16 protein-coding genes are annotated in these 14,531 nt (G+C 46.5%); 9 read left to right on the forward strand and 7 right to left on the reverse strand.

Going from position 1 to position 14,531, the window contains the following annotated elements; genetic code table 11:
• Positions 1 to 2 precede the first annotated feature (2 nt).
• Positions 3 to 473, reverse strand: coding sequence for a pseudouridine synthase (locus QGG23_03355; GenBank protein MDP6048465.1), 471 nt, complete (start codon positions 471 to 473; stop codon positions 3 to 5).
• A gap of 65 nt (positions 474 to 538) precedes the next feature.
• Here QGG23_03355 and QGG23_03360 point away from each other — a divergent pair, with 65 nt between their 5' ends.
• From QGG23_03360 to tgtA, 5 genes are all read left to right on the forward strand, one after another.
• Entirely contained in the window at positions 539 to 1,039 is a 501-nt protein-coding gene (locus QGG23_03360) for a multiprotein bridging factor aMBF1 (GenBank protein MDP6048466.1), read from the forward strand.
• Positions 1,040 to 1,083: 44 nt separating this feature from the next.
• The gene (locus QGG23_03365; GenBank protein MDP6048467.1) at positions 1,084 to 1,662 is read left to right on the forward strand and encodes an adenylate kinase family protein; all 579 of its coding nucleotides are present in this window, start codon (positions 1,084 to 1,086) and stop codon (positions 1,660 to 1,662) included.
• A 10-nt stretch (positions 1,663 to 1,672) separates the two neighbouring features.
• Positions 1,673 to 1,852 (forward strand): DUF1922 domain-containing protein, encoded by a 180-nt coding sequence (locus QGG23_03370; GenBank protein ID MDP6048468.1) that lies wholly within the window; start codon positions 1,673 to 1,675, stop codon positions 1,850 to 1,852.
• A gap of 97 nt (positions 1,853 to 1,949) precedes the next feature.
• Positions 1,950 to 2,372 carry an Lsm family RNA-binding protein gene (locus QGG23_03375; GenBank protein MDP6048469.1) on the forward strand — a complete coding sequence of 141 codons (423 nt, stop codon included), beginning with the start codon at positions 1,950 to 1,952 and terminating at the stop codon, positions 2,370 to 2,372.
• A gap of 112 nt (positions 2,373 to 2,484) precedes the next feature.
• On the forward strand, positions 2,485 to 4,107 hold the full coding sequence (gene tgtA / locus QGG23_03380; protein ID MDP6048470.1) for a tRNA guanosine(15) transglycosylase TgtA: 1,623 nt from the start codon (positions 2,485 to 2,487) through the stop codon (positions 4,105 to 4,107).
• Here the strand turns inward: tgtA and QGG23_03385 are convergent.
• Both QGG23_03385 and QGG23_03390 read right to left on the reverse strand, forming a co-directional pair.
• Positions 4,104 to 5,426 (reverse strand): aminotransferase class III-fold pyridoxal phosphate-dependent enzyme, encoded by a 1,323-nt coding sequence (locus tag QGG23_03385; protein MDP6048471.1) that lies wholly within the window; start codon positions 5,424 to 5,426, stop codon positions 4,104 to 4,106. The two genes, tgtA and QGG23_03385, sit on opposite strands and share 4 nt — an antisense overlap.
• A 443-nt stretch (positions 5,427 to 5,869) precedes the next feature.
• Positions 5,870 to 6,358 (reverse strand): transcriptional regulator, encoded by a 489-nt coding sequence (locus tag QGG23_03390; GenBank protein MDP6048472.1) that lies wholly within the window; start codon positions 6,356 to 6,358, stop codon positions 5,870 to 5,872.
• A gap of 157 nt (positions 6,359 to 6,515) precedes the next feature.
• Between QGG23_03390 and comD the strand changes: the two genes are divergently transcribed.
• The 3 genes from comD to QGG23_03405 all read left to right on the forward strand — a co-directional run bounded on the left by comD (position 6,516) and on the right by QGG23_03405 (position 8,588).
• Positions 6,516 to 7,094, forward strand: a complete 579-nt coding sequence (comD, locus tag QGG23_03395) for a sulfopyruvate decarboxylase subunit alpha (GenBank protein ID MDP6048473.1) — start codon at positions 6,516 to 6,518, stop codon at positions 7,092 to 7,094.
• A 4-nt stretch (positions 7,095 to 7,098) separates the two neighbouring features.
• The gene (gene comE / locus QGG23_03400) at positions 7,099 to 7,653 is read left to right on the forward strand and encodes a sulfopyruvate decarboxylase subunit beta (protein ID MDP6048474.1); all 555 of its coding nucleotides are present in this window, start codon (positions 7,099 to 7,101) and stop codon (positions 7,651 to 7,653) included.
• Positions 7,654 to 7,760: 107 nt separating this feature from the next.
• The gene (locus QGG23_03405; GenBank protein ID MDP6048475.1) at positions 7,761 to 8,588 is read left to right on the forward strand and encodes a glycosyltransferase family A protein; all 828 of its coding nucleotides are present in this window, start codon (positions 7,761 to 7,763) and stop codon (positions 8,586 to 8,588) included.
• Between the two features lie 44 nt (positions 8,589 to 8,632).
• Here the strand turns inward: QGG23_03405 and QGG23_03410 are convergent, their stop codons facing one another.
• The 4 genes from QGG23_03410 to QGG23_03425 form a co-directional block, all read right to left on the reverse strand.
• Complete coding sequence (locus tag QGG23_03410) at positions 8,633 to 9,241, reverse strand: PIG-L family deacetylase (protein MDP6048476.1); 609 nt, start codon at positions 9,239 to 9,241, stop codon at positions 8,633 to 8,635.
• Entirely contained in the window at positions 9,238 to 10,104 is an 867-nt protein-coding gene (locus QGG23_03415) for an ATP-grasp domain-containing protein (protein ID MDP6048477.1), read from the reverse strand. The genes QGG23_03410 and QGG23_03415 overlap by 4 nt, the downstream gene beginning before the upstream one ends.
• 1,016 nt (positions 10,105 to 11,120) lie before the next feature.
• A complete protein-coding gene (locus QGG23_03420; protein MDP6048478.1) occupies positions 11,121 to 12,629 on the reverse strand; it encodes an alkaline phosphatase family protein in 1,509 nt (502 codons plus the stop codon).
• Positions 12,630 to 13,321: 692 nt separating this feature from the next.
• The gene (locus QGG23_03425; GenBank protein MDP6048479.1) at positions 13,322 to 13,732 is read right to left on the reverse strand and encodes a hypothetical protein; all 411 of its coding nucleotides are present in this window, start codon (positions 13,730 to 13,732) and stop codon (positions 13,322 to 13,324) included.
• A 363-nt stretch (positions 13,733 to 14,095) separates the two neighbouring features.
• Between QGG23_03425 and QGG23_03430 the strand changes: the two genes are divergently transcribed.
• Positions 14,096 to 14,473: a DNA-binding protein gene (locus tag QGG23_03430; protein MDP6048480.1), complete on the forward strand. Its 378-nt coding sequence runs from the start codon at positions 14,096 to 14,098 to the stop codon at positions 14,471 to 14,473.
• The last annotated feature ends 58 nt before the right edge of the window (positions 14,474 to 14,531 follow it).

Consider the following 14,531-nt stretch of genomic DNA (forward strand, 5'->3'; position numbering starts at 1 on the left):
GCCTAACGATCTCTATCTCGGCCACGCCTGATCCTTACCGCAACGCCTGTCTGGAAAACGGACATCTCTTTTCCGGTGAGGAGGGCCCGCCCTACTGCTTGGACCACTTTTTTCGAGTCTAAAACTATGACCTCGTCTCCAGGCCTGATGTTGCCCCCCACCGAGACCACGTGCCTTGCCATCACATTTTTTCCCTGAGCGATGACCTCAGCGACTTTGTCCTGGATTGTAACCGTGCATTCCAGTGGATTCATAATTGAGACTAGCCTCTCTGCACCAGCTATGGTGAATGTAAAGAACCCGTCGGTGGGCCTCAGAGCTGAAATGAGGGTCTTACCGATCCAGATGAACCTGATCTTACCGGTCCTTTTGGACCGCTCAAATGAGGTATCCTCCGGAAACAGTGCTTCGCCGATACCAAACCCGAACTGATAATCAGCGATAGCCCTAATACGTTTGAGATCCGAATCCATCCGGTAACTTTCTATACACTGAGCATTTATAGCGGATTCGCCCCCCCCTTTAGTGAGGCTCAACGATGCGTTGTGAAGTCTGCGGAGACGAGATCAGGGGACAACCCCAAAGGAGGGTCATCGAGGGTGGAAGACTCACTGTCTGCGGCCGATGCGCCGGCTTCGGATCAAGTGAGTGGTCTCCTAACATGCCTTCCCGGAGGAGAAGGGGCGGATCACCGCCGCCCCCGAGGCGCCCTAGAAGTGAGGTGGAGGCTACCGAGGGACTAGAGCTCATTATAGACTACGGGGTGACGATCAGAAAGGCCAGGCAGAAGAAAAGATTGAATATTGAGGACTTTTCGCGGATGATTAGGGAGAAAGAGTCCGTAATCAAAAAACTCGAGCAGGAGTCCCTAAACCCGGATCGAAAGCTCATCAAGAAGCTAGAGAACGCCCTTAACATCAAACTTCTGGAGGCCTCAACACCCACTGCTGTGCCGGTGGCCAGGAGGGTATCCAGCGGGAGGACCCTGGGGGACCTCTGGAAGCAGAGTCAAGCCGAGGAAGATGAAGACGAAGACTAACGGAGAGATCGTCTGAGCCTAATGCCTGTTTATGGTTGCCTGTAATGAATGATCGGAGAGCTATAATCATCGCCGGTGTCCCGGGAGTAGGAAAAACCACCGTAGCTAGGGCTTTGGCGGAGAGGTTTGGATGGCAGAATATCGGCGTCTCAGAGCTCGTAGTCAGGGAGGGCTCTTTATTGGGCAAAGATGATCATAGGGACACAGACATCGTAGACCTCTCCAGACTTAATGAGATAATGGCTGAGGCGATCTCTGCATCGGATGGCCCCCTTATCATCGAGGGACACTATGCATATGACGTGGTCCCTAGTAGCCTCGTTTACTGCGCAATCGTGCTGAGGAGGGCTCCCTGGATCATAAAGGAAGAGCTCCAGGGGAGAGGCTACTCCGACGAGAAAACACACGAGAACGTTGAGGCCGAACTCCTGGACGTGCCCCTAGTCGAGGCTATAGACGCTCTAGGACCCGATTTGATATGCGAAGTGGACACAACCGGTAGGACCCCAGGGGAGACATTAGACGAGGTGATAGGAATCATCAAAGGGACAAGACTATGTCGATATAACCTTGTGGACTGGCTGGGGAGTCCTGAGGCTAGGGTGCTCCTGGGGGTTAAATAGATTGTATGTAGTGGTGAGCTGTAAAAGATGTAACAACCTTCTACTAGGGGACACGCGGCACAGAACCCGGGCATGTCCCCATTGCGGCCTTAGGATGGTGCTTCGGGGACAGAAGGTGTTGGCGAGGACAGAGTTCTCCCAGGATGCGGTAGCGATGATCCAAGAGCTCAAGAAGAGGGACGTAAAATAATCTTAGACGACCCTCCACCTTGGTATATATTACACAATTCCAGACTTTGTCATTTTTATAGGACGACGTAGTATTCTCTCCTCTGGAGGTTTACAAAATGGCCACTGTAGCCAGCAGGAAATTCTTCGACGAGCTTGGACTCCTGGTAGATAAGGCCGTCAAAGTTGAGATCAACGATGGTAACGCCTATGAAGGGGTCCTCTTGGGGTACGACGGAGGGTCCCTTGGCGTTGTCCTAGGCGACGTGACCGGGGATCAGGGGACAAAAATCCACAGGATCTTTGTCTACGGGTCCACTATCACTAAGATATCTGCCTTGGATCGACCCTTTAATCTAGACGGGCTCGCAGCGAGACTCGATAGGGTCTTCCCCAAGATGACTCGAATCTTCTATGACGCTGGGGTCATCGTCGTCATGGACAAGATCAGGGTTAACGAGTCTGGGGTGATCGAGGGGAGCGGTCCCTCTGCGGACAGGGTCCGCGACATCCATCAAAGGTTCGTTAATGAGGCATCCTAGCGGAGTCTAACTCTCTTCTTTTTATAGATCCACGCCAGCTGAGACTAGGAGCTGTCGCGAGAATCCGAGCACCAAGGTGAAATACAGGACCCCTGTTTAATCTCTGGGTGCCATGTCTTTCGAGTTGCGCGACCGAGACCTAATGGGGCGTATCGGGAGGCTTAAGACCAGGAGGGGAATTGTAGAGACTCCTGCATTTATGCCGGTTGTAAACCCCGTGAAGCAAATAATACCTCCTCGGAGGATGCTTGAGAAGTTCGGCTGTGGGATCATCATCACCAACTCCTATATCATCATGAAAAACTTCGGTTGCGAGCCGGGACTCGACGTTCACCGTCTCATCGAGTACGACGGCATCGTCACTACTGACTCCGGGGCCTATCAGCTCCTCGTCTACGGGGAGGTAGAGACCAATCCCAAGGAGATCATCAGGTTCCAGCAGGGAATTGGTTCTGACATCGCAGTAATACTGGATATTCCCACAGGCTGGGGAGAACCTAGGGAGCGGGTTGAGTACACAGTTCAAGAAACCCTCCGCAGGGCCCGAGAGGCGTTATCCCTAATTAAGGGAGATGATACCCTCTGGGTGGGACCTGTACAGGGAGGTGCCCACCTCGACCTTGTGGAGCGTTCCGCTCGAGAGATCGGGGCAATGCCCTTCCAGGTCCACGCCCTGGGGAGCCCCACTGAGGTAATGGAGAACTATCAGTTCTCAGTGCTTGTGGACATGATCATGGCGGCAAAGCTTAACCTCCCTGTCGACAGGCCCTTTCACCTCTTCGGGGCCGGCCATCCCATGATGTTTAGCCTCGCCGTTGCTCTGGGTTGCGATCTATTCGATTCTGCAGCCTACGCTCTCTACGCCAAAGCGGGGCGCTACTTGACCCCTTTAGGTACATTAAAGCTTAAGGACCTAAACTATCTTCCGTGCTGCTGCCCCGTTTGCAGCGGGACCAGCTCTCAAACGCTCAAGAGGATGATCAAGGGTGAGCGGGAGAGGCTCCTCTCAGAGCACAACCTGTGGGTCACCATGGCGGAGATGAGGAGGGTGAAGCAAAACATAGTGGAAGGGACTCTTTGGGATCTCGTGGAGGCAAGGAGTCGCGCTCATCCTGCCATGGCCTCCGCCCTAAAGAGGCTACACATCTATAGGAAGAAGATAGAGGAGCGGAGCCCCGGGTACAAGGGACGGGGCGCATTTTATTTCAGCTACGATAGTACTGCCCGGCCTGATGTGACCCGTCACGTATGGAGGCTGAGAAGGAGCCATAGCCCCTCTGAGACCGAGAAGACCCTCCTCCTAGCCAGCGCACCCAGCTGGAGACCCTACTCTAAGTCCAATGGGTTCCAGGCGCTTAAGAAAGACCTCGATAATAACCTCGGTGAGGCCATTGAGAGGCTCCAGATCTCTTTCTTCGCAGCCCCCTACGGGGTCGTCCCGCTGGAACTCGCCGAGACTTATCCCCTCAGCCAGAGCGAGATAACAGAGCCATTTGACAGGGAGACCATTGATTTCACAGCGGAGATCGCTGTCTCTTACGTCTTAGAGAGCGGATTCCCTGAGGTTCTGCTTCTCGTGGGGGAGGGGGACCTAGACTTTACCGTTCAGAAAAGGTTCACGGAGCTCGGTGAGGATTCAGAGAGAGGCATCCATATACTCTTGGCTGATGGGCTATGGAGCAATGAGACCCGGGGGAGGGTCGTCGCCGCCTTGAAGAGTGTCCTCGGTGTCTAAATGCATTTAGCATCCGCGAGCTTAAGGACCTCATCAATAACGGCTACGCCCTCATCTATCTCCTCTTCAGTGACTATAAGGGGCGGGCTGAAGATCATGGTATTGAGTATGGTGAAAAAATAGACTCCTCTCTTGAGGGCCTCACCGGCCATCTTTCCGAGCATAGTGGTCTCAAAGCGCTGCTTTCTAGTGGCGAAGGGCTCCTTGGTCTCTCTGTTCTTGACGGGCTCGATGCCCCAGAACAATCCTTTTCCCCTGACCTCCCCCACAGACGGATGAGAATCTTGGAGCTCACCGAGGCGCTTCCCGAGGTACCTCCCCATCTTCTTGGTTCGTGAGACTAGGTCGAGGCGCTGGTACTCTTCGACGGCGGCGAGCCCGGCGGCACATCCTATGGGATGGTTAGCGTAGGTCTGCCCGTGACAAAAGAGGTTGTCATCCTCGAAATAGTCTGCTATAGGTTTTCGTACCATTGTAGCGCTGAAGGGGACATAAGCCGATGTGAGCCCCTTTGCCATGGTGATTATGTCTGGAACGACGTCCCAGTGGTTAACGCAGAACCACTCCCCGGTCCTGCCAAATCCTGTCATAACCTCGTCGGCGACCAGCAGCGTGCCTGTCTCGGTGCAGATCTCCCGGAGTCTGGGCATGTAGTCGTCAGGGGGCACCAAGATGCCGTTGCTCCCAACTATTGGCTCTATAAAGAGAGCGGCGACGTTACCTGCCCCCTCCATCTCGATTATATCTCCAATATATTCAGCGCACTGGACCCCGCATCCCGGGTGCTCCAGACCAAAGGGGCATCGGTAGCAGTAAACATCGGGAGCGTGGACCGTCCCGGGGATGACTGGGGCGTAGAGGCGCCGGGGGTCTCCAGTGAGACTGATTGCCCCGCTTGTAGCGCCATGGTAGCTCCTAAAGCGGGCAATGAGCTTTGGAGCTCTCGTATAGAAGCGGGCGATCTTCATAGCCGCCTCGTTTGCCTCAGCGCCTCCTAGAGAGAAGTAGCTCTTGCAGATATCCCCTGGGGCCACCTCGGCTAGCTTTCGTGCCAGCTTTGCAGCCGCTGGGGTTGTGAATCCCGGGGCGATGTATGATAACTTTGCCCCCTGGGCCGCTATCGCCTTCTTGACGGCCTTGTTGCTGTGTCCTAGGTTGGAGCAGACGAGTTGGCTTGAGAAATCGAGATAGGTCATCCCAGTCGAGTCTGTGAATCGTGAGCCCTCAGCTTTCACAATGACCTTTGGGTTCCATGTTTTCTGGTACTTCCAGGTGCCAAAAAGGTACTCCCGGGTCACCTTCGAGTAGTTTTCACACATAATAGTGAACTCCTAGATATGGATAGACGATTCTTTGGATAAGCGTTGGCACCAAGATGATTCTTAAGCATGAGACATGTGAAGTTTTCCCCACCGCACGCGAAGGCCCCAATCACGTACGCCACCACCGTCATTTCTTAACCCTAACATGAGGATGATTTTTCTTGAGGCTCACTCATACGGCATTTTAGGGAGTGACAAAATCTGAGGCGAACATTTCCCGTCCCATGATCTTTACGACTTAGTCGTTTCTGATCGTCTTCTTGCTAACCCCTTGAACTTATTACTAGTTTCAGCTCATTAGGTGGGGAATAGCGTTCAGCTTGTTTTCCGATATGAGACGATCTTATATTTCTGTATTCAAGAACAACTTCCTGAGAATCAGTCCTCCCCTTTCACAACATAGAGGCCCAATCTGGAAAGAAAGACCAGAAAGGTGAATCTCAGATCTTCTCCACTAGCTTGACTATAGCATCCAACATCAGCCCTTCATCAAACCTGAACGATGTGATGGGTATGTTCACGACTCTCTCCAGAGTGGTCGCTGCTATCGGGCCACATATTATTCCCTTTACTCCCTCCTTCTCGGCCCTTACCCCCTGGATGATTGACTCTTCAATAGTGGTAGCCGGAAACTCCTTAATCTTAACGGACCCCCCATCGATTTCGATGGTTCTCCCAATTGTATCAAGGGCGGTCCTCGTCGTGATGATGCCCACCACGTTCTCTTCGTTGACCCCCTCCAGGCGCCTGACGCCTTGGATTATCTGCCTCAAAGTGGACCTCCGAAAATCTTTATTTTCATCTGAAACGATCTTGTACAGAGTGCTAGCCGGGATCTCCGCTTCCTCAGAAAAATCTCTGATGCTCATACCTAGGGCGTTCAGGGTCTTCCTTAATAGCTCGCCGAAACCGTCGGTGACACAGTTCATTAATAGTTCGGACCACATAGTCTACTAAAAGGATAAATTAGTATAATAAGTTTCCTTATCCTATTCATTTTCTATTTTAAAAGGATAATATATATTAAGGAGTTATGAGGTCTTATATTATTGGATAAACGCCAGTATCTCCTATTATGGGGGTTAGATGAGAGTCATGGAAATCAACAACGTAGTGTACATGGTAGCCAAAGAGGAACATCAATACAAACTAACCGACACTCAGAACCTTCCAATAGCACATCATGTGGTGGGAACACAAATAATCTCATTTCTAAAAGATAATGGATTCGATTTTGGAGTCACCTTTCCCTCGGGCAAGCTCAATAACCTCCTTGAGATGATTGAGGACGACGAAGAGATTTTCACAGTTCCTGTCACCAGAGAGGAGGAGGGCGTTGGGGTTTGTGCTGGTGCCTACCTGGCAGGGAAGAAGCCGTTCATGCTCATCCAGAGCTCGGGCCTGGGTAATTCATTTAACGCCATCGCCTCGCTCCTTAAGACCTATAGGATACCCGTCCTCATCCTCGCAGAGCATAGGGGAATATATAACGAGACGATCTCTGCCCAAGTTCCTCTTGGAGAGGCTCTCCCTGGGATGCTGGATGCTATGAATATACCATTCATCATGGTCCGCTCTCAGTTGGACTCTCTGGAGGAGTTCTCAGCCGACAACTTCAGAAATGGGGAACCCCACGTCGTGCTCCTATCCCCTGAGTTGTTCTAAGATGATGCGGTGTCAGGCACTGAGGGTCATCATGGATCTTGTCGAGGACGAGTTGGTAGTCTCAAACCTGGGGGATCCTAGCAAGGAGCTATATCATACGAGAGACCGGCCAAAGAATTTCTACATGCTAGGCTCTATGGGACTCGCCTCATCCATTTCCCTCGGATTGGCCTTATCTCAGGACAGAAGGGTCGTTTGTCTCGATGGTGACGGCTCCATATTGATGAATATGGGCTCCCTTTCCACTATAGCAAACATAAAACCCAACAACCTGATCCTGATAGCCCTCGACAACGGAGCGTATGGAACTACAGGAAATCAAAACAGCTTCGCCGCGGGTTTAACGGACTTGGGAGAGGTAGCTAAAGCCTGTGGCTTTAATCGATGCATTACTGCAGATAATGATACAGAGTTGACCAGGGCCTTCAAAGAATCTCTTGGGAGAGCCGAATTATGTTTGATTCACGCATCCATAGACCGGGACGACACAAAGATGGATGAGATACCCCTTGACCCGGAATTGATCAAGAGACGTTTCATGAGTTCCATTTCTTCATGAAAAGGTCTGTAATAGGATCATTTATTGAAAACCTTTCGAAGATGCTCTTCTGTCATATCCCAAGAGATATATCCAATTCTGTAGTTGTAGACTAGAGAACAGATAAAATGGGATATGAAGTCATCATCCCCGCCAGAAATGAGGAAAAATATATCGAAAAGACACTTCTCGCGATAACCAAGCAAAGCATTAAGCCTGATCGAATCATTGTCGTAAATGATGGGTCCAGGGACCGGACATCAGAGATTTCCAATAAATACGCGGACGTAGTTGTTGACCTCCCTGATAGAGGATTTAGCGCGTTGGGGACCACCGAGATCCCTAAGGTTTTCAATAAAGGCCTAGAACGGGTGTCACCCAAATCAGAATATGTACTAATATGTGGGGGCGACGCTGTTATCCCCGAGAAATTCTTTGAGACCATCCGAAACCATATGATCAAAGACCCTGCACTGGTGATAGCAAGCGGCAGGCTTGAAAGTAACCCAAGCTACGAAGGCGCCCCGCCAAGAGGCACGCGGGTGGTCAAGGCTGATTTCTGGATGAATGCAAACGGTCTTCGATACCCTGAGATTCTCGGTTGGGAGAGCTGGTTGGTTTTTAAAGCTCTCCAAATGGGAAAATCAGTCAAGCGTTTACCTAATCTGATAACCGAGGCCCAGAGATCCCCCTCATCAGGTAAAATAAAGACCGCTTGGAGTAAAGGTAAGGGTATGCGCCTACTAGGATATGATTGGAAATATACTCTAGCCCGTGCTGGGACATTTTTTATTGAGAAACCAAGTGCAGGAATTAAAATGATAGCCGGATACATATCTACAACAAACGAAAGGAGATCTGATGTCGCCGAATGGGTAGGTGACCATCAGAGGAGGAGGTTTTGGCGACGAGTCTATTTTCAAATTAAGTTATTTACTGAAAAACGAGGTCAATAGCGATCAAAATAATATTGTAGTTTACGTATATTTTGACTGGGGATTCAGCTCAAGACCAGCTTGATTACCTCAAAGGATTCTGCATATTTCTCCCCAATATGAAGGCCTTTCGCCCTAAGTAATCCATGTAGATATTCTCTATCAAAATATAGGCGGGTCTTTTGAGTGTCATAACATTTGAGGGCTTTAAGTTTTTTTTCGACGTGGGCCCCGTTAAGGGATATAAAACAATTTTCGTGAAATATGATGTTATTCCAAGGAAGTTCATATCCAAAGATGGTGCTATGCTTGAAAGCCCTCATCACTTCGTTCGTTACTGTTTGATGATCCTGATGTAGGTCCTGCGTGGAGGGCGTTAGTACTAAGTCGACTTGATGCTCCTTGTTATAGTCGAAAAGATACTGAAGGATCTCCTGACGTTTTTCAGGGAAACGTCTCCTGGGAAAATCTAAAATGAAATAGTCTTCAACACCTAATATTCCGAGACATTCTGCGCATTCTTCTTTTAGCTCTTTACGGGGGGCTGAGAGGGCGATATAACTTACGTTGGATCCCTCTTCGACGAATCGTCTTATAGTTCCTCCGGCTGCTAGTTCACCGTCATCTGTGTGAGGGCTTATGACCAAGATATTTTCGAAAAAATTGTTTCTCATAGGACCTCTCTCCATTCTTTATGGAATACCTGATCCATGTAACGTATCATTCTTCTGCCATAATCTATTCGTTCTTGGTATGCGATAACATCCTCTTCCGAGAGTTCTCCGAGGGCAAGTTTAATCGCCAGGTATGGGGCGATGAGATTCTGTTGGTATATGAATGTGCTCACCCTGGGATTTATCTCCACTAACCTTCCCGCAATAAACTGTACGTTAACACAATAACTTAGGGGGATAGAGTTTAACACATGTTCTGTCTGCTCAACTAGAAAATCATCCCGCACTAACGCCCCCTCGGCAATAACACCCCACCGTGCTTTCTCCACGGTCTTAATAGTGGTCAATAAGGCTCTTCCGTCTAATGCAAGAGTATCAGCGGTTTTCTCTTTCCCCTCTAGATATTCCATCAACAAGAAATCCGGGAAATCAGTGTCCTCAACATCCTTGAAAATCTCAATGAACTCATCGAAACTCATGTACTTACTCGTTGGCTTCTCATCCATCAGTTGACTTTTCCGGTCAGCCTTTGGGTCGATAATCCTCACCCCTCTGCTCCCTTTCCCAAAATGGGGTTTAAAAACAATAGGGGACTCTGGATATCCAAGCCTCTCAGAAGCGGCAACGAAGTCGTCCAAATTCGATGCAGAAGAATACTCAGGCAGATCTACTTTTCCCGATTGTTTAACGGTCTCATACATGAGATATTTGTTGCTCGAAGCTTGGATCGCCTCTGGAGATGAAACAATAACCTTTGTCTCCATCTCTTCAAATTTTTTTCTAGCCTTTGCTAAAGCAAGAACTTCGTTGCTGGATTCTGGAAAGATAAGCGCGGGGTTTTCTTTTTCGACGATGTCTATCATTGCGGGGATGAACTCGTTTGAGGTCCCGCTGGGAACCCTGTAAAAACCATCGCATAGAAATCTCCCAATGGCTTCGTTATTTATATCAGTCCCAATTATCGTGACCTCTCTTTCCCCGTTCCCTTTGAGACGCTTGATCAGGGTGGAGGCGCCAGGGCATCCGCATGCTGTTAAAATGATCTTAATCGGGGGGGGCTGTAGGTTCGACATTAACACAATCCTTCTGATAACGTGTTCAGAATAATGCTTTTAAAATATATATAACCTCTATCAGATTCTAGAAGACTCTCAAAGGACAGATCCATAAAAGCTGTAAAATAAAATAAGTTGGTTTCTGTATTAAGCGAATTGGGGAAGGTGACAGCCCAATTTACCATAGATACTTTGCAATAAATCTCAAAGCCTTTCTTATAATAAGAAACAGGTATTGTTATTTTAACTCCAATCGATAAAATTTAATCATAATTGTATGTTTTGACAATACCTAACAAATCTTTCATGAATTGGTATATACTGCTTTTGATCGGTATAATTGAAAAAGTCAATAATGCATTTCAATAAGATCCTGCTCCTCTAATGAATCAAAAAATTTTCCAGACCAGATCGATTTAATATAGTTGATTACCTCCACGGGTTGGAGATCAGAATACAGTGACATTTCAAAGAGAAACTGTGCTGCTAAGTGCTATTTCTGCAGATATGTTTGGGCATTTATTACTCTCTTCATTTTAAATAGACCGTTTGGCTATTTTATAGCCTGCTGGTTTAATGTATTCCCCTTCTTGAATCCCTTTTTTCAAAAGTGTCACACTATGATGATTAGGGTTAAACTTCGTTAAACTACCAAATCTTGTCCCTCGTTTACTTTTTTGCTTCTTTTCAGAGATCTTGGAAAAATTGTATCCCCAGGTCATATTTTTTTCATACTCAGTTATAGCGAAAAATGGTTTCGCGATATATTTTCCTCATTTCTATCAGGGATGATGACTTTGTATATTCTTTTTAACCTCTGATATTCACCTTATTATCTCTGAAAGGACCCTTCCATCAAGGTCCCCTGGGATTTCGACGGAGAGTAACTTTAGTATCGTTGGCATAACGTCTAGAATATTTGCTCCATCGATCTTTTTTCCTTTAACAATGTCTGGACCGGAAGCGATGAAAATTCCGTCCATTCTATGTGATCCCTTTATATCGTTTCCTGAGTTAACGCCAAACACTTTCTCCGCTGTCAAAGAATTGGATACCTTATACTTGCCTTTAAGGGATAACACAATATCCGGGGCATCATCTACATATGGGCCGGAATATAGCTCCTCTCTTTTATAGACCTTCTCGATGATCTCTTCGTTCGTTTCAGGGTTTTTTAATTTCTGCAGTTTTGAAATAATTTCTTCTCGTAGAATTTCATATTCCCACGGTTCTACGATCCCCAGAGGTTCTCTTCCCCTCATATTTATCATGATATTTCTTAACCAATTCGACGCTACTGCAGCTTTTGTATTCTCCCAGTCTATCGCTACAGTGTCTGTGGGTATTTTCGAATACATCTTTGTGACTAATGACGGCATCCATTTTTTTATTAAATTGTATCCGGGCATTCTCTTAATAAATCTAAGCGATCTCTTTGTCATCCCGAATTTACTGAACGTTTCACTAATCCCGCTCTCTTTCTTCCGTAAGTTCCTGATTTTATAGCTAGTTGTAGATTCATAATCGGTGGTTTCAGTGGATAGTAATCCGATTTCCTCAAGCCATTTATTTATATAAAAAGTGTTTTCGGACGATCCAAATCCATGGTCTGACATTATTATAATGTTAGGATCATCCTCGACCTTATCTAGGACTTCCCCCACGATTTTGTCCACTTCATAATAATAGTCGTCTATCTTATCCTTATCTCCCCATAGTTTATGCTGAATAGTATCTGATCCAACGATTGTGAGCATAAAAAACTCCCAATTAAAAATATTCATAAGAGATAACGCAATCTCTTTTCGCTTAATCTCTAAATCTAATAATTCCTGATAAATTTTCTCTGAACGTACATATCCCCCGATATCCGTGTACACCTTATATCCCATTTCGTCCAGTTCCTCTTTCAGAATTTCAGGATAGACATAATTCACGCCCTGCGGTGTAAGTAACCCGGAGATGAGACATCCTCTGACCACTTTTGGGGGGTAAGTACCTGTGACGTTTATCACGACACTTGTCTTTCCCCCTTTGCCGAGAATATCATAGACCGTCGGGCTTTTCAGGTCTTTAGAAGTCGACAGTGCGCCGATATATTTACCTGGGACTTTTTTCAAGAAATCATAGACGCCGTGTTTACCCGGGTTCATCCCCGTCAAGAATGATGGCCATGCTGGAATTGACGAAGGTGGGATTGTAGATTGGAGGACACCATGTACCCCCCCCGCTATCAACTTGGAGATGTGTGGTAGACGCCCCTCTGAGATCAATGGTCTAATGATGTCGAATGTGGCACCATCAATACCAATTACTACACATCTATTAGCCAAAGCGGTGCACCACTAAAACACTGCATGTAGTGGGTATCTTGTATATTCGATGCGAGATCGCGGGGTCTGAAAGGATTTCTGAAAAACATTTTGGACTATAACATTCTCCGCCAAATCCATGTGGATCTATTTTCTTCATGAAAAAGTTTTCTAACATCAATCTCAAAAATACTACGATCATTAAATATATTTGGATACCATATTTTTATCGCTTCTTTTATTCCCCTCATAAATTCAATCCACATTTTTTGTCATCAAAACTAACTCTTTTCTTACTAAATCACATATTTCATTTGTAAAATTTATTTTAATTTCATTGGATAATAAAAAAAATTACTTAATATCTACTCTACTTGATTATGATTTGTGGTGAAAAAGATTATCCTAATCATAAAGGACTAAGTTATTTTCCATCTGACATTTATTCAATTTATAATGTTTTCCTATGTATTGTATATGGTTATATGTCTTTTTTCATTTTTATTTAAACAGAAAAGCGCAAATTTTTGAAATTTTATCTGCTAAATTGCAGAATATTCTCAAGCCATTTCACAACGATCATAACGTTTTTTCCAAAATGGATAGGTACCAAAAAAATATTCCTCAAAATTGGCAGTTACTGGTTAGTTTGCTTGAAACAGCCTCCTATCTTTTTTTGAAATCCATTTATATATCCTTGTTGCGATTGCGGGTTATCTTGTTTTTCTCCATTTCCTCATAACAAAAATACTTTTCTCAATTTTAGCTTTAGCCATGTCCATATCTCCATCATAATAGCTCTGAAGACTCTCGCTCTGGAGAATAGTTGCTTCGTTTCTGTCTCTGATATAAGGATTTAGCATGGGTTTCCTTGTCATCTCCCCTTTTCTGAACTCAAAGTACCCCATTAACACAGCGAGAGGGATGTACGTTAGAAAGAATAACGCTACGAACGTGCTCAACTTGTTTAGATACTTGTCAAGGAATGGGACGTATTGGATGAGAAGTCTGTGCTGGAGCACAACGAAATTCATTATACTCATAGAATACACGAGGTAGCCCCCATGCCCTGCTTTGAAATATATCCACATGTCCCTAACTTTCCTACCAAAATTCCTCATCATTACAGGTCGTTCCAAAAGATACTATTCCTATCAGTATTTTGCTCCTTCCCTCTTAACGCAAGAATCATTGTCGTCTATGTTAGGGGTACCTAGAAATCAATTAAGGATTATGTGTTCATCTTAGGGATAAATATGAAATTCTTGACTTCCTAGCAGTCATCCCCTGCCTAAAGCATTAAGGGCGATGACAATATCCTTCTGGGCGGCTATCCAGAGAGGGCTTGGTGTTCCAAAAGAAAAATGCAATGGTTCGAGTGTGCATTCACTAATATCTTCGATGATCGTCTTCGGCAGAGGAAACTTTATCCTTGAGCCTTTAAACTTATAGGTTGAGACTAAGGAAAAGTCGTTTGAGGCTGCTGAATGGACGCAGAGCTGGACCGATTGAAGAGGCTAAGGATGCTGGAACTCCAGAGGCGGATGCTTCAAGACGAGAATGCGGAGAAGGAGCCGGAGAAGTCCAAGGATCCTAGCCCCCGGGAGATCCTGGAAACCATGTTCTCCGGAAGGGCTTGGGAGGTCTACGAAACTGCAAAGGTCCAGTACTCTACAGTTATGCCCCAGATTGAGCAAACTCTGGTAGAGGGGATCAAATCGGGCAAGATCAAGGACAGCATCGACGGGGAGAGCCTTTTCGTCTTCCTAAGGCGACTGGGACTCAATGTGAGGCTGAATACCAAGATCCGTTACAAAGAGCATGGGGAGCTTAAAACAATCGGGCAGCGGATCCAGGAGACATAAACAATGCAGATGAGGCTCCGGGACAAAAATATGACCTTTTGATTTTCATCCTGTAGTA

Source organism: Candidatus Bathyarchaeota archaeon, assembly GCA_030739585.1.
Lineage (GTDB): Archaea > Thermoproteota > Bathyarchaeia > TCS64 > TCS64.